Origin of the sequence: Deefgea piscis (assembly GCF_013284055.1) — a bacterium.
GTDB lineage: Bacteria > Pseudomonadota > Gammaproteobacteria > Burkholderiales > Chitinibacteraceae > Deefgea > Deefgea piscis.
Genome location: NZ_CP054143.1, coordinates 707,214 through 728,554, shown reverse-complemented (window position 1 = coordinate 728,554; position 21,341 = coordinate 707,214). Strand labels below are relative to the sequence as shown.

Here is a 21,341-nt window from a genome sequence, read left to right as displayed (position 1 = left end):
GGAAAAGCCAGCTCGATCTCGTCGCGTCACTGCGTGATTTTATCGCGCTGGCTAAACTGCGGCATAATAAGGTAAACCTTAAGAGGCACTTTATGATTCAGTACTTTCACAGCTCATTGATCGTGACCCTGATTGGGTTGATTGGCGCATGGTTGATTGCGGGCTGGGGAGGGCTGTGGATCGCATTTAACTTAGCCTTATTAGAAACCAGTCTGAGCTTTGATAATGCGGTAGTGAATGCCTCGGTACTCAAGCATTGGGATGAAAAATGGCGCAGACGCTTTTTGCTATGGGGCATGCTGATCGCCGTATTTGGGATGCGCGTGATCTTTCCCTTGCTGATTGTGGCGGTGATTGCCGGAATGCCGCCGTTACCGGGCCCAATGGCGCTGTGGCATTATTTTACTTCGGGATTATGGCCGATTAATGATGTGTTATCGCTGGCGATTGCGGCTCCGCAGCGCTATGCCGAAATCTTAACCTCTGCACATATTGAGGTTTCTGCTTTTGGTGGTACTTTTTTATTGCTGGTTTTTTTGAATTTTTTTATTGATTCAGAAAAAGACATTCATTGGTTGCGTCCAATTGAACGGCCGCTGGCCAAACTGGGCAAATTAGACTTGGCCGCGTTGCTGTTGTGTTTGTTATTACTGCTATTACTCGCGGCATCATTACCCGTTGCTGAGGCGTATGCATTTTTAGTCGCCGGTATTTGGGGGATGATTGTATTTATATTGGTCGATGGTTTGGGCGAGCTGATTGGAGATGAGGGCGCGGCGGCAAAAACCGGGCTAGCTGGATTTATTTATCTGGAAGTGCTTGATGCTTCTTTCTCATTTGATGGTGTTTTAGGCGCATTTGCATTAACCACCAATATTTTTTTAATTGCGATTGGGCTGGGCATTGGCGCCATGTTTGTGCGTAGCTTTACTTTGCTATTGGTTGAAAAAGGCACGCTCAATGCGTTTAAATATTTAGAGCATGGCGCATTTTGGGCGATTGGTGCTCTGGCTGGGGTGATGCTATTGGCGGCACGGTTTCATATTCCAGAAGTGGTGACCGGCGGTGTTGCAGCCTGCTTGATTATTTTAGCAGCACTGCATTCATGGCTGATTCGGCCCGCTGTGCACTCGGAAATAGCCCCAGATTAAACCGTTTCGGTTTTCATTACCTTGGCCATTAAGCGGTACGTTGTCGTCCATGCTTCACGTGTTTCATCATTAAAACTGTCACCTAAGCCGATTTTGAGCGTTCGTAATAATGCATTACCAACCAAGGTGTAATGCTCATTTTTGACGCCATAATCGACGTGCCGTAAAGCGAGTATTTTTAATACTGGCATCAATTTAGGTAAATCATTCAGGCTGCCAACCGCGAGTTTTAACGTACTCATCAGCATTTTTCCTTGCGCTTTCATATCGTGCTGAAACATTTTTTGTAGCGAAGGATCAATTGCAAATAGCTGCTGATAGAAAATCGCCGCTGCTTGCTCGGCGATCGGTTCTACTTTGGCGAAGCTCTCTTGCACCAAATGAATCTGCTTTGCACTTAAAGACATACGCTTCTCCTGTTGTGTTATTTACTCTAGGTGTTGAGAGTTTATGTTTTCAAGAAAGCTGATCGATGGTTTTTGTCAGGACAAGAAAAAACCCCGCATTAGCGGGGTTGTGAACAAAGTGCGGCGTTAATTATTTTGGTGGATCATTTGGCTCGTCGCGGGTTTTCCACAACGAGTACAAGACCCCAGAGAGTAATAAACCAAAGGTAACCACCAAAGACACTAAGGTTGGAATCTTAAAGGCAACCAATTGGATGTCGTTCAGATACACCAAACCGACCTTGATCCCGATAAAGACCAAAACCACGGCCAAGGCATATTTTAGATAATGGAAACGATGCACCATTGCCGCCAAGGCAAAATACAAAGCACGCAAACCCAAAATAGCAAAGATGTTCGAGGTATACACAATAAATGGATCTTGCGTGATCGCAAAAATCGCCGGGATACTATCGACTGCAAACACCAAATCAGCGGTTTCTACCAAGATCAAGCACAAGAACAATGGCGTTGCCCACCAGCCTTTGGCCAAACCATGCTGCTCGCCACGCACCCAAAACAGATTGCCATGAATCGCAGACGTGAAGCGCATGTGTTTGCGCAGCCATTTATAAAAGCCATTGTCTTCTAGTTTGCCATGTTCATCATCGGCAAATAGCATTTTAATCCCGGTCACAATCAAGAATGCACCAAAGATCATTAAGATCCATTGGTATTCCGACACCAAGACCGCACCCACGCTAATCATAATCCCGCGCATCACGATGGCGCCCAGAATCCCCCAGAACAACACGCGATGTTGGTAAATCCGTGGTACACCCAGACTCGTGAAGATCAATGCAATGACAAAAACGTTGTCCATTGACAGTGATTTTTCAATCAAATAGCCGGTAATGTATTCCATGCCGGAAGTGGCACCTTTATACCACCAGAGCCAAGCACCAAATAATAAGCCCATGGCAATATACATTGCCGAAAGCTTTAAGCTTTCTCTAACGCTAATTTCATGGTCGTCTTTTTGTAACACACCCAAATCGAATGCCAGTAAAGAGATCACCACCACAAAAAACATCAGCCAAACCCACACGGGGTAGCCGACCCAAAGACTCATCAAAATATCCATCACTGCACCTGTCGTTATTAATCTGTGAATTCTAATGGGTATTTGATCAAAGCTCCCAAAATAAGTTGCATCAATTGCTGGGAACGCAAAAATAAACCCAATGGTTACAGACGCTAATGAGCGCTTTAACCATCACGTTGGGGAAAAGCCAACACCAGCCGTTTGCTTTGAAGCAATAAAAAAAGCCGCAGCAGCGGCTTTAGGTGGTCGGTCAATGAAGGGCGGTGTTCGCGAATGCAACCCCGCCCTTTATGCTTACTGTACTTTGTAGCGAGAAATCGCTTCATCGAGCTCATTACCGAGTCGTTTTAATCGGCCACCTTCAGAAGCGGTCTGCTCGGCGACGCTACTACTTTCCTCACTCATTTGTGCGACGCGTTCCACTTGTTGCGCCATCATGGCGCTGGCGGTGCTTTGCTCGCGCATCGAACTCGAGATTTCACTCACTTGCGCTACAACGTCGTCAGCGCTTTTGCGAATATTACTAATTGCCGTGCTGGCCTCATGCGCCATGCTGACGCCATTATCGACTTGGCGTACGGTTTGCTGCATGGTGTGCACCGTATGATTGGCCTCGTTTTGAATCTCGGCCACCATGGAGGTGATCTCTTGCGTTGAGCTGGAAGTACGCTCGGCCAGTTTACGCACCTCATCGGCTACCACCGCAAAACCACGGCCGAGCTCGCCAGCACGTGCCGCTTCAATGGCGGCATTGAGCGCCAGCAAATTGGTTTGATCGGCAATGTCTTTGATGACATTCACCACCGAGGTAATGCTGTTGGTACGATCTTTCAGGTTTTCAATTTGCCCAGCCGATTGGCGAACTTGGTCGGCGATTTGGTTGATGCTGTTGATGGTGTTGTCGATCACTTCTCCGCCGGTGCCTGCCAAACGGCCAGCCTCTCGGGCAGTGACATCACATTGCTGCGCACGATCAGCCACATGCGTCACACTCACTGTGACCTGCTCAACACCAGCGGCCATGCTCGATGCCGATTCACTCACGCCACGTGAAGTACTGGACAGCTCCGAGCTGGAATTAGAGAGTCCACTGACGCAGACGCCGACTTGGCTACCAACGTGAGCGAGTTTTTGTAAACTCGCTTGCAAGGTCTCAAGCAGACCATTGAGTGCGACGGCTGATTCGCCGATTTCATCTTTGTTTTTGATGGGCATACGTTTGGTAAAGTCAAAACGCGTACCTAAATCGACGATAAATTGGCGCATTTCATTCAGCGGCTGTGTGATGCTGCGTGAAATAAACAAGCCAAGTACAGCAAATACCAGCAACGACAATATGGCGATAATGATGCTTTGCGATATCGAGGCTGCAATCGTGTCGTTAACGGATTTTTTCAGCTTATCGGCCAGTGCTTCATTATATTGTTCTGTTTTGCGGAAAGCCTGGTCAATTTTAGCGCCAAGAGGAACGAGTTTTTCCTCAAGCATCAAGGTGGCAGCATCTGGTTTTTCTGCGTACGACAGCGCCATGATTTCTTTGGCGACGGCGAAGTAAGCAGGAAAACTTTCTCGCATGCCTGCTAAGTTGGCTTTATCGGTGTCGTCGTACAGCATCGTTTCGTATTTTTTCAGCGCTTCTTCGGCACTGGCGATCGTTTTAAGGAACTTTTCTTCGGTAGCGCGCATTTTGTTTTGATCCGATTGCGCCACATGCAACACCAATAAACGCCGTGCTTCAGAGTACTGATACTGCGCATCCGCCAATGCCACAATCGACGGCAGAATGTTGTCTGTTACCTCGTAACTGGCGGTTTTGATTTCGTTAAAATGTTTGTAGCTAAGGCCAGAAATCACCAGCAAATCTAGCGAGGCAATTAAGATCAAAATGATCAGTTTGTGTACGATTTTCATGGTCGTTGAGCCCTATGAGCAAACTTGATTCTGTTACGATAGCTGTTTGTTTTGTAAGGGCAAGCTGTATTTACCTTGCATATTTATTTGTTTTTATTTTGTTGCGTGAAAGGTTTGGTTTTTTGTCGGATTTTTTACCGCCAATTTGCCGAACATCCGGCATTTTTGATGCGTATCGGTGTTTTTTATAGTGAATGAAAAATGACATTTTTTGACAGCCATTGTCATCTTGACGCACCTGAATTTGACGCTGATCGAGCCGAGGTCGTCGTGCGTGCCATCGACGCTGGCGTGACGCGTTGGCTGGTACCCAGCGTGTCAGCCGCCACCTTTCAAGCTACGCAGCAGATGCGTGTGCAATATGGCGCGCATATTGCTTTGGGTTTGCATCCGATTTATACCGCGCAGCATCAAGCTGAACATTTGGCCATGCTGCGGCAACAACTGGATTTAGGGTTTGCCGTTGCCGTTGGCGAGATCGGCCTGGATTTTTATCTGCCTGAGCTCAATGCCGAGCGGCAAATTTATTTTTTTGAGGCGCAGCTCAAAATCGCCCGAGATTATGATTTACCAGTGATTGTGCATATTCGCCGCAGCCAAGATCAGGTGCTCAAATATTTGCGCAAATGGCGGGTGAAGGGGGGGATTGCGCATGCGTTTAATGGCAGCGAGCAGCAAGCCGCTGAATTTATCAAGCTGGGGTTTTGTTTGGGCTTTGGTGGCGCGCTGACGTATAGCGGCTCACAGCGCATTCGGCGTTTAGCCGCGACTTTACCGCTGGCCTCGCTGGTGCTGGAAACCGATGCGCCGGATATGGCACCAAGCTGGCTAGCGGGTCATCCGCCACAGCGCAATGAGCCAGCGCAATTGCCGAAAATCGCCAGCGAACTCGCCGCGCTGCGCGGGATAGACGTCGCCGACTTAGCCGCGGCATGTACACAAAATACCGAGAGGGTATTGCTGCTTGGCGCTTGATGCTTATGGGCTTTAGCAATATACCCATTAAACTTTACTTTTTCCAAGCTAGGGCTTGAGACTAGATTCAATCCCAAATCTGCTGATGTCCCGCGCTGGCGAGGTGCTTGCCGAGCACTTGGCTAGGGTTGTAGCCAAAATGCTGGCGAAAACGCCGCGAAAAACTAGCGATTTCTTGATAGCCCGTAATGCGAGCCACCTCGCCAACGCTGATGCCATGCATCAGCAGTTCTTTGGCTTGATTCATTTTCATCCGAAACACAATCTTATTCGGCGTTTCACCCAAATGCTGCGTGCATAAGCGATGCAAATGCGTGGTGGTGATGTGTAGTTGCGCCGCTAAGGCTGCGTTGCTCCAATCGTGTTGCAAGTTTTTTTGTGCATGGGCAAATAGCTGTTCTAATTGCTCGCTCCAGCCTTGTTTGCTGCTTAACGCTTTGGTGGCGCGCTCTAATTGCAGGCATAAATAGTCCAGCGCAGGCACCGCCAAACTCGTGGCGTCACCGGTATTAAAGCGCAGTACTTCGCGATGAAACTGCCGCAGCGCGTCAAGTAGTGCAGTGCCGTCTTGGCTATGGAAAATCGCCGGTTGTGCGCGATTCAAAAAATCCCAACGCGAAGTGCAATGTAGCAAAAACCACACATGCAGCATCGGCGCGTCACCGATGCGACGATAGCCGCTATGGACGCCTTGTGGCATCAGCGCCAATTGCCCAGCGCCAAAGCCACGCTTTACGCCGTCGGGTGTAAACACTTCACCGCGGCCGGTTAGGCAAAAAGCCAGTACATGCCACGGCGTATCCACACGTTCGACTTCAAAAAAATCACGTCCTTCGCTGATGCCGCAAATCAAAATGCCCCGATCGCGGAGTGGTGGATACGGCTCTTTGTGAAACACGTGCGTGCCGACCATGATCTGCGGCGAATCAGGGCCAATGTCGAGTCGTTCGCGGTAAATGAGGGCCATAAGATGCGATGTGAGTTTTTGACAAATCAAATGTCATATTGCAACATTTTCACCAAACAAACAAGCCCGTAATCTATATGAAAACTTTCTGCGGCTTATCGCTAAAGTCTAGCAATCTCAATACCCACTTCATCGACCTCGCCACGCAAGGATTGCGGTAGGCACTTTGCGAACGGGTGATGGCTGCGATGGCCGCAAGGGTGAGCCGGTTTAATCCCTAGCGCGGTCATTTCGCCCATTAAATAGTTTGTCTGAAACTCACCTGTCATTCATCCCGCAGCAAGGCCAGTCAATGGGCTTTCGTTTTGGATTGAGCGCTATTTTTGGCGGCAGGTGAAGTCATCATCGTTTGGCTTCGCCCGACGAGAACGTTGTCGGGTAACGCTAAGCTAACCCGACTTACAGGAGCAGTCCATGCTGATTCAAGTTGAAAACCTAAGCCGTGTGTACCGCACGCCCATTGCCCCCAAAAATTGGGCCGAGCGTTTAAAGCATTTAGTGCGTGCTAACTATGAAGACAAACTCTCGGTGAGCGAGGTGAATTTTAATATCGCCGCTGGCGAGTGCGTTGGTTTGGTGGGGCCCAATGGCGCAGGTAAATCCACCACGATCAAAATGTTAACTGGGATTTTAGAACCCAGCTCAGGCAGGGTATTGGTCGCTGGATTTCATCCACAAAGGGATAGAGTTAAATACGTCAAGAAAATTGGCGTGGTATTTGGCCAGCGCAGTCAGCTGTGGTGGGATTTGCCAGTAAAAGATTCGTTTGAAATTTTGCAGGCTTTGTTTGACGTGCCGCAGGCGGCGTTTAATGCGCGATTGGATTTATTTCGCCGTGAGGCTCTGTTGGATGAATTTTATCATCGCCCCGTGCGCACCTTGTCACTCGGGCAACGGATGTTATGTGAAATTGCCGCCGCCTTTTTGCATAGCCCCGACGTGGTGTTTTTAGATGAGCCAACCATTGGGCTCGATCTTGAGATGAAATCGAGAATGCGCGGTTTGATTCGCAAACTGAATCAAGAATCGGGCACCACGGTGCTGATTACTTCGCATGATGTGGGCGACATTGAGCGGCTGACGCAGCGATTGCTGTTGATCGACAAAGGCACACTGCGCTTTGACGGCAGTTTGGCCGATTTTCGGTCGCACGCCGGTGATGGTCGCTGGTGGGCAGCGCGTTTGCATCCTGAGTTGGTCGCTGCCGCTGAAACGCAACTGCGTGCGCATCATTCGGCGCTGCCGGTGCGTTTACGTGGTGAATGGCTAGAAATCGCCCGCCACGATACCTTGCCATTTGCCGAGTTGATGCAATTACTCGCGCCGTATTCAGTGAGCGAGCTCAAACCGGTGGAGCAAGAATTTGAAGAATTGCTGCATGGATTTTATCTAGCCAATCAAGCGGAGGCGGTATGTTAGGTATTCCATTCAAAGCGTGTACCGCGCTGGCATGGGGCAGTGCGCGCCTCGTGGCAACCGATCGCAAAGGTCGCTGGTTGGTGACGATCGGTTATTTGATTGCGATGTGGTTGTTGTATTACCTGTGGGCCGCGCTGTATGCCGAAAGCCCTACACGGGCGGGGATGACGTTTAATAGCGCGGTGCTGCATGTGTTGGTGGCGCAAACGCTGTTGGCTTTTTTGCCCGTCGGTACGGATTGGCGGCTGGCGCGGGAAATTCGCTCGGGCGAAGTGGCCACGCAATTGATTCAGCCGATGTCATTACCGCTGCGGCAGTTCGCTATTTCTTTGGGACGCGCTCTGGCCAAAGCGACTTATATCTTGCCAGCGTTTGCACTGTTTTTATGGTATTTCGATTTAAGTCTGACGCCGAAAACGATTCCGTTGGCACTGGCGTCGATTGCTTTGTCGTTTGTCTTGTTGTTTTGCATCGATTTTGTGGTCGCTTTGGCGGGATTTATTGCCACCGATTTATGGGGCATCACCGCCAGCAAAGACGCGGTGGTGATGTTTCTGGGCGGGGCATTGATGCCGATGGCGTTTTTCCCAGCTGAGTTTCGCGAGGTTTTGGCCTACCTGCCGTTTGGGCACTTTTTTAATACCCCAGTCGGCTACATCAATGGCGATATTGTGAGCGTGCAACCGCTATTGATCCAAGCGGCGTGGGCGCTGGGCTTTGTTTTTGCTGCGGCATTGGCAGGGCGCGTGGTGCTGCGAAAACTGATTGTGTTTGGAGCGTAAATCATGACATTAAGTCCATTTTGGCGTGCTTATCGGCGCATGTTGGGTTCGGAAGCGCGAGCGCGGTTAGAAAATCGAGCCGATTTTGCGCTGATGATTTTGGGGGTGGCGGCGACTTCGCTATCAACGGCAGCCACGCTGTATTTTATGCTCGGTGCTACCGGAACGATTGCCGGTTGGCATCGCGGTGAATTGATCTTTATGCAGGGTTTTATGTTCTGCATTTTTGCGCCGCAAAGTGGCTGTTATAACGGCATGTTTTGGCTGGAACATTGGCTCAAAACCGGGGCGTTTTTGCGTTTTTATACTCGTCCTGCCAATCCACTCTTGCTGCTGGCGCTAGAGCGTTTTCATCCGCAAGGCTTTGTGGTGCTGGCCATTGGTTTGGCGTATTGCCTATTTGGTCTGTGGGGCAGTCCTTTATTGCTCGAGCCACTGTTTTACCTTGGATTTGTGTTGTTGCTGCCGCTATCGGCGCTGGTGCTGTGGGTGATTAATTTAGCGGCGATTTCGACGTGTTTTTGGATTGGAGAATCTGATCCGGTGTTTTCTATGACGGGAAAACTCACCGATATGTCGCGGTATCCGCTGGATTTATTTCCTAAATTGGCAACAATGGTTTTTATGGCCTTGCCACTGGCCGGTACGGTGTGGTGGCCGTGCCAAGCGCTACTTCGCAACGCTAGTTTGCCGCTGACTGTGCTGGGCATGGCTGCTTTGGCGGTGATTTGTGTCGGCTTATTAAATGGCATGTGGCAACGAGGAATGCGGCGTTACGCCGGTGCGGGAGGCTAGCTTCTAGAGTTGCAGAAGACTCAAGTAAGAAGTGTGTGGTTTCTATACAGTGTTTTGTATTTGAATTGACGCTTACTACATGACTCTGGCCTAATTGCCGCCGTCAGTTTCATGTACCGGTAATTCGTAAGGATTCTATATGGCTTCAGTCTTGATCCGTTCTACCGCCTTGGCCATTTTGATGGGCCTATCACTTTCTGTGGCTGCTTTTGATGCCAGTTCTAATCGCCCGGTGAATTTGAATGACAAAGGTCTGGTCTTAGATGGCTACGATCCAGTGTCTTATTTTAGCGGCCGGCCAGTGCAGGGTAATAAAGACTATAGCGTGAGCTTTGAAGGTGGCACTTATTACTTTGCTAGCAAAGAAAATATGGCCAAATTCAAAGCCAACGCCAGTCAATTTGCGCCTAAATTTGGTGGGTTTTGCGCGATGGGCGTCGCAAAAAGCAAAAAGCTCGATAGCGATCCAATGGCATGGCGGATTGTCGATGGCTATCTATTTGTGCTGCAAAATAAAGAAGTACAAAAAAGCTGGTTAGTGGATGTGTCATCCAATTTAAAAGTTGCCACCGGAGAATGGGCGACGATTAAGAATATTGCGCCTAAAGGCCTATAACTCGGCTGCAAAAACCAAACTTTACCACGCCGAAGCGGGGCTCGTTGTCTGGTATGCTCCAATGATGGATTGGCATCAATGTTTGGTTTTGTCGCGCGGATCGCACCGCACGGCAGCGTTTTTGTAGGAGCATTATTTTGATCTGGGATTATCGCTTAGCGGTGATGGATGATTTGGCACAGATTGTCGCCATCTATAATTCAACCATTGCCTCGCGGCAAGTCACTGCCGATACCGAGCCGGTCACCGTGGCGAGTCGGCAAGCGTGGTTTGCTGCGCATCAACAAGCGGATCGCCCGCTGTGGGTGGTTGAGCAAGCGGGGCAAATTATCGCGTGGCTGTCGTTCTCTAGCTTTTATGGGCGTCCTGCCTACCACGGCACGGCGGAGGTGAGTATTTATTTAGCCACCTCAGCCCGCGGGCAAGGCTTAGGGCGGTTTCTATTGCAGGCGGCGATTGCACATTCGGCGGGTATTGGTCTACATACCTTGCTTGGATTTATCTTTGGGCACAATACCCCGAGTATCCGCTTATTTGAAACTCAGGGTTTTAAGCTTTGGGGACATTTGCCAGAGGTCGCCGAGCTCGATGGCATTGCGCGAGATTTGCTGATTTTAGGTTTAAAAATTAAACCTTAGTGGCTTGCTCTTGCGCCGCTTGCTGAGTGCGACGACGTAATTCAATTAGCGTTTGGATGGAATGTGAGTCGGGCTCGATTTCCAATTGCGCCCAATAATGCCCGAGTAAATTAGCGCCAATTTGCTGGGCAATCCCCTTGGCACTGTGTGCATGCCGTATTGCGTCGTGTTTAGCGTGTTGCTCGATCGCCATTTGGTATTCACTTTCAAGTGCTTTGAGCCGCAATAAACCTTTATTACATAGACTCCAAAACCGTACAGGCGAAAAGCCAAGGCGCTGCATTGCGGTGCGTGCATCGAGTAGCGATAAGTTATCGGGTTGGCTTTGCTCGTCAATGTATTGACGATTGAGTAATTGAATAATGTCGTCGATTTTAAATGGTTTTCTGAGATGACCACTAAAAGCAGCAAAGTCTGGCGCGAGTTGTAATTCACTCAATGGGCTGGCCGAAACGAGATAAATCGGCTTGAGCCAGCCTTGCTCGCGTAAGCAGCGGGCGGCGGTCATGCCGTTCATTTCTGGCATTTGGTAATCCATAATAATGTCGTCAATGTCTGGATGCAGTGCGACTTGCTGTAAGCCTTCTTTGCCGTTGGCCGCTTCTAGTGTTTGAGCGCCAAAGTCATGCAAGATTTCACAGATCATTTCACGGTTAACCGCTTGGTCTTCAACCACTAAGATGAGGCGCTGATTTAGCGATTCGGCGTCGAGCGTGAGCTTGACTGGGGGCGCTTCAGGGGTAGGGGCTAACAGCGCGGCGATAATTTGTGTTTTTACGCTAACAATAAACTCACTGCCTTGGCCTACGCGACTGGTAAAGCGAATATTGCCTTGCATTAAGTTGGCAAAATCGCGGCTGAGTGCTAAGCCCAGCCCCGTTCCTCCGGCAAGTTGCCCAGATTCACTTTGCTCAAAAGGTAAAAAAATACGCGCTTGATCGGCCAGCTTAATGCCGCAGCCAGTGTCTTTTACCGCGGCATTGAGTTGATAGTCATGCGCTAATTTTTGCCCATAAAAATGAACGTTGATGGATCCAGAATCAGTAAATTTGAGGGCATTACCAATTAAATTAATTAAAATTTGCCGGAATTTTCCCGCGTCGATATTCACATTGCTGGGTAAATCAGCGGCCAAACTGATATTAAATTGAATTGATTTGGCTCTGGCCATCATTGCAAACATGGTTTCTAGCTCTTGTTTGAGCTGTTTTAAATTGAGCGATTCATTTAACAAACTGAGTTTGTTTTGCTCCGATTTGGAAAAATCCAGCACATTATTTAATAGGCTCAATAAATGCGCGCCACTATTGGCGATGTAGCCGATTTCTTTTAAATCCTCTGGGGCGATATTTTTTTTGCGGGAAAGGCGGTCGGTATAGCCAAGAATCGAGGTCAGAGGGGTGCGAATTTCATGGCTAATATGCGCTAAGAATTGGCTTTTGGCGGCATTGGCCACATCGGCTTGTTGGCGCGCTTCTTGTAAAGATTGCGCCGTTTCGGCCAGTTGTTTACGGCTGTGCTCTGAGCGCCATAGCGCATACAGCCCTAATGAGGCACTAATAATCAGTAGTAAAACTTGAATCACTGCCAATATGATGCGTAGCTCACTCCAATGCGCAATATTTTGCTGATATTTTTCCATGGCCAACGCGTCTTGCGTGCGTGCCTCTTGAATGAGATTGTTCACCGCTTCTTGTTGCGCTAGGGTTTGGGCCTGAAACTCTTTCCACGCGGCACGACTGATCGGCTGTTGTTCAAGTAGGTTGGCGGCGCGATCAATATAGGTTTTTAGCGGATCGATGTAGCGATGTTGCAAGGGGGTATTTTTAAAAAATGCCGAGTCTTCAACCTCATTTTTGGCGATGCTATCGATGCGGCTGTAGTAAATATCAAAGCGCATCTTGACGTTGTCCAGCTGCGCGGCACTGCCGTGTTCAACCGCTTCGCGTAGGCGCTGGTATTCATTATTAAGTTGAAAAAATTGCCAAAGTTGATTGTCCAGACCGAGTTGATTGGTGCGGCTGAGCTCTTGCTTTTGTTTTAATTCGAAGTGCACCATCAAACTAAAATTAGCCAGTAAGACCAGACAAATTAAACTTAATATAAGACGAAATCGGGTCATTGATTACTCGGCAGCAATGCTGCGTAATTGCCAACTACAGCGCCGATAATATTCAGTTCGACGCAGATTTTCATGTTGATGAAATGGATAAATAACAAACAATGGCCCTTTATCACGGACTGTCATTAGTTGCCCATTGCGCTTTCTGGCGATAATCACATCGTATTGCAGCGCATCGCTCACGGGGATGCTGATCGTGTACTCATTGAGTGATCGCAATTTGATATTGCCCGATTGAATGCCTGCCAATTTTAAAACGTCTCTGAGCAAAGGGCCTTCAAAGGTTTGCTCGGTCGGGTACCACGCAGTTGGCATGGTCATGATTTGCTGTGGCAACTTCGCAATCATCTGTTCAGTGAGTTGCACTTCTGAATGGGTTGATTTTCCGGTAACGGTCAGAATAATGTTTGAGTTGACAGTCTGAGCTAGCGCTAATGTACTGCAAAAGAAAAGGCTAAAAAACACGATCCAGCGCATTGAGCATCTCGTTGATTTGATTTTCGCAAATTGTAACTTGAATACTCGGTAGATGTGGTTTTTTGCCGTTAACAAAGCGTCGTTTTATGATAATCGGTGCAGTTTTTCAGCGTTAGATAGCAGCATGCCCAACAAAACACTTGCGCTTTGTTGGGCATGAATGAGCGAGATGAGTCGCCGCTTTACATCATTGAGAATGCAACCATACCAACAACGGCACCGGTAGTACCCAAGATGGTTTCCATCACTGACCAAGTTTTCAGTGTTTGCATTTCATTGGCACCCGTAAATTTACCGTATAGCCAGAAGCCTGAATCATTCACATGGCTCAACACAATAGAACCACCTGCAATACAGATCGACAAGGCAGCCAATTGGGCACCTGAATAGGCCAATTGCGACGCTTCAATCACTGGTAACACCAAACCAACGGTGGTTAAACAAGCAACAGTTGCCGAGCCTTGAATCACACGCACTGCAGCAGCGAGTACAAAGCAAGCAATCGCAATTGGCAAACCTGCGCCAATCAATGCATCACCCAAAGCAGGGCCCACACCAGAATCAACCAAGACTTGTTTAAACACACCACCGGCACCGGTCACCAGCAAAATGATACCGGCGGGTTGCAAGGCAGCACTGCAAACTTCCATGACTTTTTCTTTGCTCATGCCACGACGTAACGCTAAGCCGTAGGTCGCCAGTAAACAAGCCAATAAAATGGCAGTAAATGGGTGACCAATCAATTGCAGCCATTGATGCAAAGTACCGCTGGTATCAATAAAGCGCGCAACGATGGTTTTCAGACCCACCAACAATAGTGGGAACAAAATCAGTGCCAAACTAAAGCCAAACGATGGCATTTGGTTTTTGCCCAAGCTCGGTTCACTGACATCAGCAGGCAATGGCAAATGCACGTGCTTGCTAATAAAGTTACCAAAAACAGGACCGGCAAGCAGCATGCCTGGAATCGCAGCGGCCAAGCCGAGCAAAATCATCCAGCCAAAATCGGCTTTCATTTGCGAAGCCAACAGCATGGCAGTTGGGCCTGGCAATAAGAAGGCTGCAGAACCCGCAACACCAGCAAACAGTGGAATCGCCAAACGAACCACATTACCGCCGGTACGGCGAGCAACAGCAAACACCACACCAATCAACAATACAATCGCCACGTCAAAAAACAGCGGCAAAGTACAAATCAAACCGGCAATACCCAGTGCATAGTTGGCACGGCTATGGCCAAACTTGTCGAGTAATTTAACGGCGATTTGGTCCAAAGCGCCGGTTTCGTGCAAGATTTTGCCGAACATCGCGCCCAAAGCGACCACAATCGCCAAGAAGCCGAGCGTGCCGCCCATCCCTTTTTGCATGGTATCGGCGATTTTATCTACTGGCATGCCAGAGAAAATACCTGCGCCAATTGACACAATCATCAAGGCAACAAAGGCGTGCATCCGTGCTTTCATTACTAAGAACAGCAACAGCAGCACTGAACCGAGTGAGGTAAATATGAGTGTAAACGTATCCATGCTCGATTACTCCTGTGCCAAGATCGCTTGATGAGCTGCAGCAATCACGCTTTCGAGTGGCGGCGCGATATCAATGATGATCACATCGCTTTCGTCGGCGGTTGGTGCTTCTAATGTGGCAAATTGTGACGCTAACATGCCGCTCTTTTGGAAATGACCTTGGCGCGCAATCAAGCGTTGTTCGATCAATTCGTAATCACCTTTTAAAAAGATGAAAGAGAGATTCGGATTACCTTGGCGCAAACGATCACGGTAAGACTTTTTGAGTGCCGAGCAAACAATCAACGACACTGGGTTAGTGCGTTGCATTGCAAATGCCGCATCATTAACTGCACCCAACCAAGGCGCACGATCATCGTCGTTGAGTGGTTGGCCAGACGACATTTTTTCAATATTGGCGCGTGGGTGCAAAAAATCACCGTCTAAAAACGCGGCATTAAGATCTTTTGCGAGTTGATTGGCGACAGCTGATTTACCACAGCCTGATACCCCCATCAAAACGTAAACTTTTGTACTTGTCATTTTTCGACTCCAATCGAAATATTTGAAGATGTTACTGGTAACATGTTTTCGGTAACATCTTGCCTTTATTTTTATCTTCGCTCAAGTGTTGACGTGGCTTTAAGGGCTGTTTTGACCTAGGGATTACACTTACGTAGTCGAGTGAATATTTACTACGCAATGTATGTGTATCGGTGTTAGTAAGCTAAAGGCTTACAGCTAAATACATCAGGAGGGTATCTGGAGTAGGGCGCGGATTAAACGCGTTTTAAGATGCTGCCGCCCAAAAAAAGATCAAAACCTAGGTTCAAGGTCCGTTCAGGATATTGCTGGCCATTGATGCTGCCAATGAGTCGTTCGGCGGCATGTCGGCCAATGGCTTCGCGGGGCGTAATAATGCTCGCGAGCTGGGGCTTGAGTGCCAAGCCAATATCCAAATGGTTAACGCCAGCAATGCCAATGTCGTCTGGGATGCGGCGGCCAATACTTTGTAATTCCAATAATGCACCGGCGGCGATGTCATCATTGGTACAAAAAACGCCATCTAGATCGGGCACTTCGAGTAAAGCTTGGCGAATTAAGCTGGCGCCTAAAGTAAAGCTCGATGATTCACTGGTTTGGATGGTGTGCATTGGCAATTGTTGTGCGGCCATGGCTTGGCAGTAACCGTCATTGCGTTGCTGAGTGCGGGTATCCATACGTGCGGCTAAATACACAATACGCCGATAGCCGTGCGCCAGCATCGCTTCGATCATGGCTTTGGCGGCGGCAACGTGATCAAGGCCAACGGCCAAATCTATGGGTTGAGCCGGTAAATCCATGATTTCCACCACCGGAATCGCAGCCACTTCTAGCATTTTGCGGGTGCGGGTGGTGTGATTGGATTCCGATAAAATTAAACCATCAATATGAAATGACAGTAATTGCTCGATTTGTTGTTCTTCTCGCTCGGGCTCATAACCATAATGGCCGTACAAAGTGTGGTAGCCCGCTGGGGTGCTGACTTGTTCAATGCCATGGGCAACGGCAGAAAATACCTGATTGGACATTGAGGGCAATAGCACGCCAATCGCGCGGCTGCGCGAGTTCGACAGCATCGCTGGAACGCGGCTCGGAATATAACCGAGTGTTTGCATGGCTTGCGCGATTCGCGCAGCCGTCAGTGGGGCTACTTGCTCAGGGGAGCGCAAGTAGCGGCTAATGGTCATTTTGGAGGTGTTGACTAAATCGGCAACGTCTTGCAAGGAAGGGCGGCGTGGCTTGTCGTTCATGCTTGAGTACCGCACACTGGGCAGATCGGATCTTGCTTGTATTTCATTTCGCGCCAGCGAGCGGTACGAGCGTCATACAGTTGCAAGCGGCCAATCAAGGTTTCACCCAGCCCCATTAAGACTTTAAGCGTCTCGGCAGCTTGTGCCGCCCCGATAATCCCCACTAGTGGCGCAAAGACGCCAAAAGTGGCGCAAGGGCCATCATTGGCTTCGCCTTCTTCGCCAAACAAGCAGTGATAACACGGCGCGCCGTCGATTCGAGCATCAAATACCGTCAATTGCCCATCAAAGCGTACTGCGGCACCCGATACTAATGGGGTTTTGCTGGCAACACAGGCGCGATTAATCGCATGGCGGGTGGCAAAATTATCACAACAATCCACGACAATATCCGCAGCGGCGACTAATTCCAGCAAGCGCTCGCTACTGGCGCGCTCGTTGAGCGCAATAATGCGAATTTGGCTATTGAGGGCTTCTAAGGTTTGTTTGGCCGAGAGGGCTTTATTTTGGCCGACACGATCTTCGGTATGGACGATTTGCCGTTGTAAATTGCTTAAATCGATTTGATCGTCGTCGACAATGGTGAGTGTGCCAATGCCGGCGCTGGCCAAATACAGCGTAACGGGCGAGCCTAAACCACCGGCGCCAATGACTAAGACATGCGCTTGGCTGAGCGCGGTTTGTCCTTCAATACCGATTTCGTCGAGCAAAATATGGCGGCTATAGCGCAGTAGGGCATTGTCGTCGAGATCGATCTGGGCACTACGAGTCGGGCAAAAAGTCATGGCAACAGAGGATTGAGGAGTAAGCGCCGATTATAGCGCGTAGCGATCGCTTCGGGATTATTGCGGTATTAGTTTGTGCGGCGTGGCTTCAGCTTGTTGTCAGCGTGGACAAATGGGAGTGCGCGAGTATTTAAAGGTAACGCCGCAGCTCTTCCGGCGTATCGTCATGATCTCCATGCGGGTGTTTTTCCCAAACATGGATATAAATTTGTGGCGATTTTAAATTGTGTTCTGGCATGGCGAGATTATCGCGTTGAACGGTTTCGCTGTAATGCACAAATTCGCGTTTGATTTTTTGCCAAAAGTGCGTGTCGAGCTCAAATCCAGCATTTTGTAGTTGCTGCTCAATATCCAGCAAAGCATATTCGCACAGTGAGTAACTAATGGTGATTTTGTGTTCTGCGGGGTAGGCTTGCGCTTGAATGCCATTGAGGTGTGCCAAAAAGCGCGCCGCAGCGACGGCTTGATCGACTGCGGTGGGATTAAAAACAATGTCGTGTTGCGTGCGTTGCACTTCGAGTTGCTTAGGCATGATCTAGCCTCTTAATAAGAGATATCTCCCAAATAGATTAAGCCTTTCTTGGCGTAATTGCACTGATTTTATGCGCAAAAAAAACACCTTCTGGATCAATCGCAGAAGGTGTTTTTTGTTCTGTTGTTGCTTTGTGGCTTAGCGGCCGGCTTGCGAGAGTACGACTTTCATGCCGGGAACTAAATTTTGCCGATTCCATTTTTTGAGATCCGCTAGCTCAACGTCAAATTTACGCGCAATTGAGCTATAAGTATCGCCGCGCTGAGCAACGTATTTGCTGGGCGATTTGCTCGCCAGCGAATTTTGCGGGCGTTGCACCAGCAAGGTATCGCCGATTGCAATATGGTTGGTTTTTTGTCCATTGAGCGATTTTAATTGCGCCAGACTCAAGCCATAGCGGTTGGCAATATTAAATAAAGTATCGCCTTTGGCGACTTTATGTTCGGTGGTTTTGCTGTTTTTAGCTAACACCGGTTGCGCTTTGGGTTTGTCATTGGCGCCAGTATCGATGGCGTCTGACTCACGATTTTTATGTAGCGCCGCTAATGTTTGTCGCTCAGAGATATCTAGCCCAGCAAGGCGAGGCACTAAAATCGTTTGGCCACGCGCAATGTTTTCTTTGCTGGCAATGTCATTCATATCGCGTAATTCAGCCGCTGCAATGCCAAAGGTGCTGGCTAAATCTTCAAAGCGTTCCCCCGTTTTGGTGACATAAGGCTGCCAATTAAGTAATGGCTCGGTGTATTGCGCTAAGTTGCGCTCAAAAATCGCTTTGTTGGCAATTGGCAAAACTAATTGTCGGTCATCTTTGTGGGCAATCACCGGGCGGATAAAACCAGGATTGAGGCGCAGTAATTCATCCACGCTAATTTCGGCCAATTGCGCGGCAATGGATACATCCATATGTTTGCCCGGCTGCAAAGTGGTGAAATAGGCTTGATTGGCCATCGGCTTAAGTTCAACGCCATAGGCCGCCGGGTCGGCAATAATATTGCGGATGGCGAGTAATTTCGGCACGTAGTTACGGGTTTCGTCAGGCATTCTTAAGTCGATATAGCTAGCGCTAAGGCCCGCGGCTTGATTGCGATCGACTGCGCGGCGAACGGCATTTTCGCCCCAGTTATACGATGCGAGTGCCAGTTGCCAATCATCAAATAGGCCGTGAATTTCTTGTAAATAAGACAAAGCCGCGCCAGTTGCCGCGACCACATCACGACGGCCGTCGTACCACCAAGTGCGCTCCAGACCAAAACGCTTGCCCGTGGCAGGAATAAATTGCCACATGCCAGCAGCTTGCGCCGAAGACAGTGCTTTAGGATTGTATGCCGATTCGATCATCGGCAAGAGCGCCATTTCCATCGGCATGCCGCGCTTTTCGACTTCTTCGACCACAAAGTATAAATACGGGGTGCTGCGACTGATAATGCGATTGAGATAATCAGGTCGGCTGGCGTAGTAGTTTTCCCATTTACTGACTAAGGGGCTGTCAATATCGGGGATAGCAAAGCCTTTACGCACGCGCTCCCAAATATCGGCTTCTGCTGGAATAATGACCTTATTACTAAATAAAGCCTGCATCACGCGTTGGGTATCGGCGCTAATGGGCGCCGTAGGCTGGGTGAGTGCATAATCAAAGCGAGTATTGGGATCAGCTGCAAGCAGCGGTGTGGCTAAAAAAGCGCTTAAAATGAGCGCAGGTAGTCGCAGCATAAGCTGAGCCCCAAAGTAAATGAATCTGCCGATACTAATGGCGGCTTTCCTGCTGTGTCAACGAGTTAGCGCCTGAAAGTTGATTAACGGAAAGAATCTTTCCAGCGGCGCAATGCGGTAAAGCAATCTAATGGCGTGGTTATCTCTGGCTGATGCGCTTTGACGTGTTCAAATAACTCAGCATCTGTGCAGCGTAGATAAGGATTGGTCGCCAATTCAAGTGCAATCGTGCTGGGTAAAGTGGCTTGTTGCCGGGAACGTTTTTCGCTTTCTATGGCCTGACGTTCTATTAACGCGCTGTTATTGGGTTGCACATGCAGCGCAAAGCGTAGATTGCTGAGCGTGTACTCGTGAGTACAGCAAACCTGCGTTTGCAAAGGGAGCTGGGCTAGTCGTTGTAAACTATTAAATAGTTGCACCGGTTGACCTTCAAACAGTCGACCACAGCCAGCAGCAAATAAAGTATCGCCACAAAACAAGAAACCAGCACCAAAATAGGCTAAATGATCCAAAGTATGCCCCGGCGTGGCGATAACTTGAAATGTCTCTCCCAATAAAGTTAAGGTATCGCCATCATGGCAAGGATGATTCACCCCAAGGATGCCTGCGGGGCCGTAAATGGGCAGCGTGCTGGCAGCGAATGCAGTTAAGCCGCCAGTATGATCGTGGTGATGGTGCGTAACGAGAATGCCGGCTAATTGCGCTTGATGGGCTGCCAGCCAATTTTTTAATGGGGCGGCAAGACCAGGATCAACGGCAATGACTTGGTGTTGATGCTCGATGAGCCAGATGTAGTTGTCATCCAGAATCGGTAGGCAATGTAGTTTAAGCATGTTTATTTATTTAAATCCTGTGAGCCATCAAAAATGAATGCTGAGTTTGATCATTTTGCTACTTGGCTAGCAACTCCGCTAGGGCGCTATGTGGCCATGAGCGAGTTGGCTTGGTTTGAGCGCTCGGTGGTGGATATTTTTGGCTACAAAGCGGTGCAGCTTGAATTGCCACAAATTGATTGTTTACGCAGCAATCGTATGCCTTGGCGTTTGCAAGCCGGTGAAGCAGCTGGCACGCAGTTGAAATGCTCGGTACAAGCGTTGCCATTTGATGAGCAAAGCTTGGATTTGATCGCTTTACCGCATGTGCTGGATTTTTGTCAGGACCCGCATGCGGTGCTGCGCGAATGTCAGCGCGCCTTGCGCCCAGAAGGGCGTTTACTGATTACCGGCTTTAATCCATGGAGTTTGTGGGGTTTACGCCGTTTAAAGCCCAATTCAGAAATCCCGTGGAAAGGCAATTTTGTGGCGCTACCCAAATTAAAAGATTGGTTAAGTGTGCTGGATTTTCAAACGTTGCAAGACGAGCATTTATGCTATCGGCCACCGGTACAACGCCCCGGCTGGTTAGAAAAAAGCCGTTTTCTCGATCAAGCGGGTGATCGCTTATGGCCCGCTGGTGGTGGCGTGTATTGTGTTGCCGCGGTAAAGCGGATTCGTGGCATGCATTTGATTGAGCCGCAATGGCGCTCGGCCACCGCCACTGCGGGCTCGGCAATGGCCATCGAAAAACTCCGCCAGCAAGCGCGTAAAGATCGTTGTAAATAAAGTAAATCAGATTATTGCTAAAGGTATGTGCTTGTAGCTTTTCAATTTAAAGATCGACAGGTATATACCCT

The 21,341-nt window shown here is 48.9% G+C and carries 21 protein-coding genes; 8 read left to right on the top strand and 13 right to left on the bottom strand.

Annotated features, from left to right (window positions below; genetic code table 11):
- Nucleotides 1-92 precede the first annotated feature (92 nt).
- Entirely contained in the window at nucleotides 93-1,151 is a 1,059-nt protein-coding gene (locus tag HQN60_RS03480; protein ID WP_173532371.1) for a DUF475 domain-containing protein, read from the top strand.
- Here the strand turns inward: HQN60_RS03480 and HQN60_RS03475 are convergent.
- The 3 genes from HQN60_RS03475 to HQN60_RS03465 form a co-directional block, all read right to left on the bottom strand.
- Nucleotides 1,148-1,558, bottom strand: a complete 411-nt coding sequence (locus tag HQN60_RS03475; protein ID WP_173532370.1) for a globin family protein — start codon at nucleotides 1,556-1,558, stop codon at nucleotides 1,148-1,150. The genes HQN60_RS03480 and HQN60_RS03475 overlap by 4 nt on opposite strands.
- A gap of 130 nt (nucleotides 1,559-1,688) precedes the next feature.
- The gene (locus tag HQN60_RS03470) at nucleotides 1,689-2,669 is read right to left on the bottom strand and encodes a TerC family protein (RefSeq protein WP_217390217.1); all 981 of its coding nucleotides are present in this window, start codon (nucleotides 2,667-2,669) and stop codon (nucleotides 1,689-1,691) included.
- A gap of 267 nt (nucleotides 2,670-2,936) precedes the next feature.
- Entirely contained in the window at nucleotides 2,937-4,553 is a 1,617-nt protein-coding gene (locus HQN60_RS03465) for a methyl-accepting chemotaxis protein (RefSeq protein WP_173532368.1), read from the bottom strand.
- A gap of 201 nt (nucleotides 4,554-4,754) precedes the next feature.
- Between HQN60_RS03465 and HQN60_RS03460 the strand changes: the two genes are divergently transcribed.
- On the top strand, nucleotides 4,755-5,528 hold the full coding sequence (locus HQN60_RS03460) for a TatD family hydrolase (RefSeq protein ID WP_173532367.1): 774 nt from the start codon (nucleotides 4,755-4,757) through the stop codon (nucleotides 5,526-5,528).
- A gap of 67 nt (nucleotides 5,529-5,595) precedes the next feature.
- On the opposite strand, the gene HQN60_RS03455 is transcribed toward HQN60_RS03460, so the two are convergent.
- Entirely contained in the window at nucleotides 5,596-6,495 is a 900-nt protein-coding gene (locus tag HQN60_RS03455) for a helix-turn-helix transcriptional regulator (protein WP_173532366.1), read from the bottom strand.
- Nucleotides 6,496-6,909: 414 nt separating this feature from the next.
- Here HQN60_RS03455 and HQN60_RS03450 point away from each other — a divergent pair, with 414 nt between their 5' ends.
- From HQN60_RS03450 to HQN60_RS03430, 5 genes are all read left to right on the top strand, one after another.
- Nucleotides 6,910-7,914 carry an ABC transporter ATP-binding protein gene (locus HQN60_RS03450; RefSeq protein ID WP_173532365.1) on the top strand — a complete coding sequence of 335 codons (1,005 nt, stop codon included), beginning with the start codon at nucleotides 6,910-6,912 and terminating at the stop codon, nucleotides 7,912-7,914.
- Nucleotides 7,908-8,696, top strand: a complete 789-nt coding sequence (locus HQN60_RS03445; RefSeq protein ID WP_173532364.1) for an ABC transporter permease — start codon at nucleotides 7,908-7,910, stop codon at nucleotides 8,694-8,696. Before HQN60_RS03450 ends, HQN60_RS03445 begins: the two co-directional genes overlap by 7 nt.
- Before the next feature lie 3 nt (nucleotides 8,697-8,699).
- Nucleotides 8,700-9,491 (top strand): ABC-2 family transporter protein, encoded by a 792-nt coding sequence (locus HQN60_RS03440; protein WP_173532363.1) that lies wholly within the window; start codon nucleotides 8,700-8,702, stop codon nucleotides 9,489-9,491.
- Nucleotides 9,492-9,630: 139 nt separating this feature from the next.
- Nucleotides 9,631-10,107: a YHS domain-containing (seleno)protein gene (locus HQN60_RS03435; RefSeq protein WP_173532362.1), complete on the top strand. Its 477-nt coding sequence runs from the start codon at nucleotides 9,631-9,633 to the stop codon at nucleotides 10,105-10,107.
- 137 nt (nucleotides 10,108-10,244) lie between these two features.
- The gene (locus tag HQN60_RS03430) at nucleotides 10,245-10,745 is read left to right on the top strand and encodes a GNAT family N-acetyltransferase (protein WP_308419422.1); all 501 of its coding nucleotides are present in this window, start codon (nucleotides 10,245-10,247) and stop codon (nucleotides 10,743-10,745) included.
- Here the strand turns inward: HQN60_RS03430 and HQN60_RS03425 are convergent.
- The 9 genes from HQN60_RS03425 to gloB form a co-directional block, all read right to left on the bottom strand.
- Nucleotides 10,735-12,867 carry an ATP-binding protein gene (locus tag HQN60_RS03425; RefSeq protein WP_173532361.1) on the bottom strand — a complete coding sequence of 711 codons (2,133 nt, stop codon included), beginning with the start codon at nucleotides 12,865-12,867 and terminating at the stop codon, nucleotides 10,735-10,737. The genes HQN60_RS03430 and HQN60_RS03425 overlap by 11 nt on opposite strands.
- 3 nt (nucleotides 12,868-12,870) lie before the next feature.
- Entirely contained in the window at nucleotides 12,871-13,344 is a 474-nt protein-coding gene (locus tag HQN60_RS03420) for a putative pterin-binding protein (RefSeq protein ID WP_173532360.1), read from the bottom strand.
- 182 nt (nucleotides 13,345-13,526) lie between these two features.
- Nucleotides 13,527-14,870: a gluconate transporter gene (gntU, locus tag HQN60_RS03415; RefSeq protein ID WP_173532359.1), complete on the bottom strand. Its 1,344-nt coding sequence runs from the start codon at nucleotides 14,868-14,870 to the stop codon at nucleotides 13,527-13,529.
- Nucleotides 14,871-14,876: 6 nt separating this feature from the next.
- Nucleotides 14,877-15,392 (bottom strand): gluconokinase, encoded by a 516-nt coding sequence (gene gntK / locus HQN60_RS03410; protein ID WP_173532358.1) that lies wholly within the window; start codon nucleotides 15,390-15,392, stop codon nucleotides 14,877-14,879.
- Between the two features lie 236 nt (nucleotides 15,393-15,628).
- Entirely contained in the window at nucleotides 15,629-16,642 is a 1,014-nt protein-coding gene (locus HQN60_RS03405; RefSeq protein ID WP_173532357.1) for a substrate-binding domain-containing protein, read from the bottom strand.
- The gene (locus tag HQN60_RS03400) at nucleotides 16,639-17,427 is read right to left on the bottom strand and encodes a HesA/MoeB/ThiF family protein (protein WP_173532356.1); all 789 of its coding nucleotides are present in this window, start codon (nucleotides 17,425-17,427) and stop codon (nucleotides 16,639-16,641) included. Before HQN60_RS03400 ends, HQN60_RS03405 begins: the two co-directional genes overlap by 4 nt.
- 130 nt (nucleotides 17,428-17,557) lie before the next feature.
- Nucleotides 17,558-17,959: a hypothetical protein gene (locus HQN60_RS03395; protein ID WP_173532355.1), complete on the bottom strand. Its 402-nt coding sequence runs from the start codon at nucleotides 17,957-17,959 to the stop codon at nucleotides 17,558-17,560.
- A gap of 138 nt (nucleotides 17,960-18,097) precedes the next feature.
- The gene (locus tag HQN60_RS03390; RefSeq protein ID WP_173532354.1) at nucleotides 18,098-19,669 is read right to left on the bottom strand and encodes a LysM peptidoglycan-binding domain-containing protein; all 1,572 of its coding nucleotides are present in this window, start codon (nucleotides 19,667-19,669) and stop codon (nucleotides 18,098-18,100) included.
- 83 nt (nucleotides 19,670-19,752) lie between these two features.
- Nucleotides 19,753-20,502, bottom strand: coding sequence for a hydroxyacylglutathione hydrolase (gloB, locus tag HQN60_RS03385; protein WP_173532353.1), 750 nt, complete (start codon nucleotides 20,500-20,502; stop codon nucleotides 19,753-19,755).
- 33 nt (nucleotides 20,503-20,535) lie between these two features.
- Here gloB and HQN60_RS03380 point away from each other — a divergent pair, with 33 nt between their 5' ends.
- Nucleotides 20,536-21,270, top strand: a complete 735-nt coding sequence (locus HQN60_RS03380; protein ID WP_173532352.1) for a class I SAM-dependent methyltransferase — start codon at nucleotides 20,536-20,538, stop codon at nucleotides 21,268-21,270.
- Nucleotides 21,271-21,341: the final 71 nt, after the last annotated feature.

Excerpts from the sequence above, each read along its gene's own strand:
- HQN60_RS03480 (WP_173532371.1), top strand. The coding sequence starts at position 93 with ATGATTCAGTACTTTCACAGCTCATTGATCGTGACCCTGATTGGGTTG.
- HQN60_RS03475 (WP_173532370.1), bottom strand. The coding sequence starts at position 1,558 with ATGTCTTTAAGTGCAAAGCAGATTCATTTGGTGCAAGAGAGCTTCGCC.
- HQN60_RS03470 (WP_217390217.1), bottom strand. The coding sequence starts at position 2,669 with ATGAGTCTTTGGGTCGGCTACCCCGTGTGGGTTTGGCTGATGTTTTTT.
- HQN60_RS03465 (WP_173532368.1), bottom strand. The coding sequence starts at position 4,553 with ATGAAAATCGTACACAAACTGATCATTTTGATCTTAATTGCCTCGCTA.
- HQN60_RS03460 (WP_173532367.1), top strand. The coding sequence starts at position 4,755 with ATGACATTTTTTGACAGCCATTGTCATCTTGACGCACCTGAATTTGAC.
- HQN60_RS03455 (WP_173532366.1), bottom strand. The coding sequence starts at position 6,495 with ATGGCCCTCATTTACCGCGAACGACTCGACATTGGCCCTGATTCGCCG.
- HQN60_RS03450 (WP_173532365.1), top strand. The coding sequence starts at position 6,910 with ATGCTGATTCAAGTTGAAAACCTAAGCCGTGTGTACCGCACGCCCATT.
- HQN60_RS03445 (WP_173532364.1), top strand. The coding sequence starts at position 7,908 with ATGTTAGGTATTCCATTCAAAGCGTGTACCGCGCTGGCATGGGGCAGT.
- HQN60_RS03440 (WP_173532363.1), top strand. The coding sequence starts at position 8,700 with ATGACATTAAGTCCATTTTGGCGTGCTTATCGGCGCATGTTGGGTTCG.
- HQN60_RS03435 (WP_173532362.1), top strand. The coding sequence starts at position 9,631 with ATGGCTTCAGTCTTGATCCGTTCTACCGCCTTGGCCATTTTGATGGGC.
- HQN60_RS03425 (WP_173532361.1), bottom strand. The coding sequence starts at position 12,867 with ATGACCCGATTTCGTCTTATATTAAGTTTAATTTGTCTGGTCTTACTG.
- HQN60_RS03420 (WP_173532360.1), bottom strand. The coding sequence starts at position 13,344 with ATGCGCTGGATCGTGTTTTTTAGCCTTTTCTTTTGCAGTACATTAGCG.
- gntU (WP_173532359.1), bottom strand. The coding sequence starts at position 14,870 with ATGGATACGTTTACACTCATATTTACCTCACTCGGTTCAGTGCTGCTG.
- gntK (WP_173532358.1), bottom strand. The coding sequence starts at position 15,392 with ATGACAAGTACAAAAGTTTACGTTTTGATGGGGGTATCAGGCTGTGGT.
- HQN60_RS03405 (WP_173532357.1), bottom strand. The coding sequence starts at position 16,642 with ATGAACGACAAGCCACGCCGCCCTTCCTTGCAAGACGTTGCCGATTTA.
- HQN60_RS03400 (WP_173532356.1), bottom strand. The coding sequence starts at position 17,427 with ATGACTTTTTGCCCGACTCGTAGTGCCCAGATCGATCTCGACGACAAT.
- HQN60_RS03395 (WP_173532355.1), bottom strand. The coding sequence starts at position 17,959 with ATGCCTAAGCAACTCGAAGTGCAACGCACGCAACACGACATTGTTTTT.
- HQN60_RS03390 (WP_173532354.1), bottom strand. The coding sequence starts at position 19,669 with ATGCTGCGACTACCTGCGCTCATTTTAAGCGCTTTTTTAGCCACACCG.
- gloB (WP_173532353.1), bottom strand. The coding sequence starts at position 20,502 with ATGCTTAAACTACATTGCCTACCGATTCTGGATGACAACTACATCTGG.
- HQN60_RS03380 (WP_173532352.1), top strand. The coding sequence starts at position 20,536 with ATGAATGCTGAGTTTGATCATTTTGCTACTTGGCTAGCAACTCCGCTA.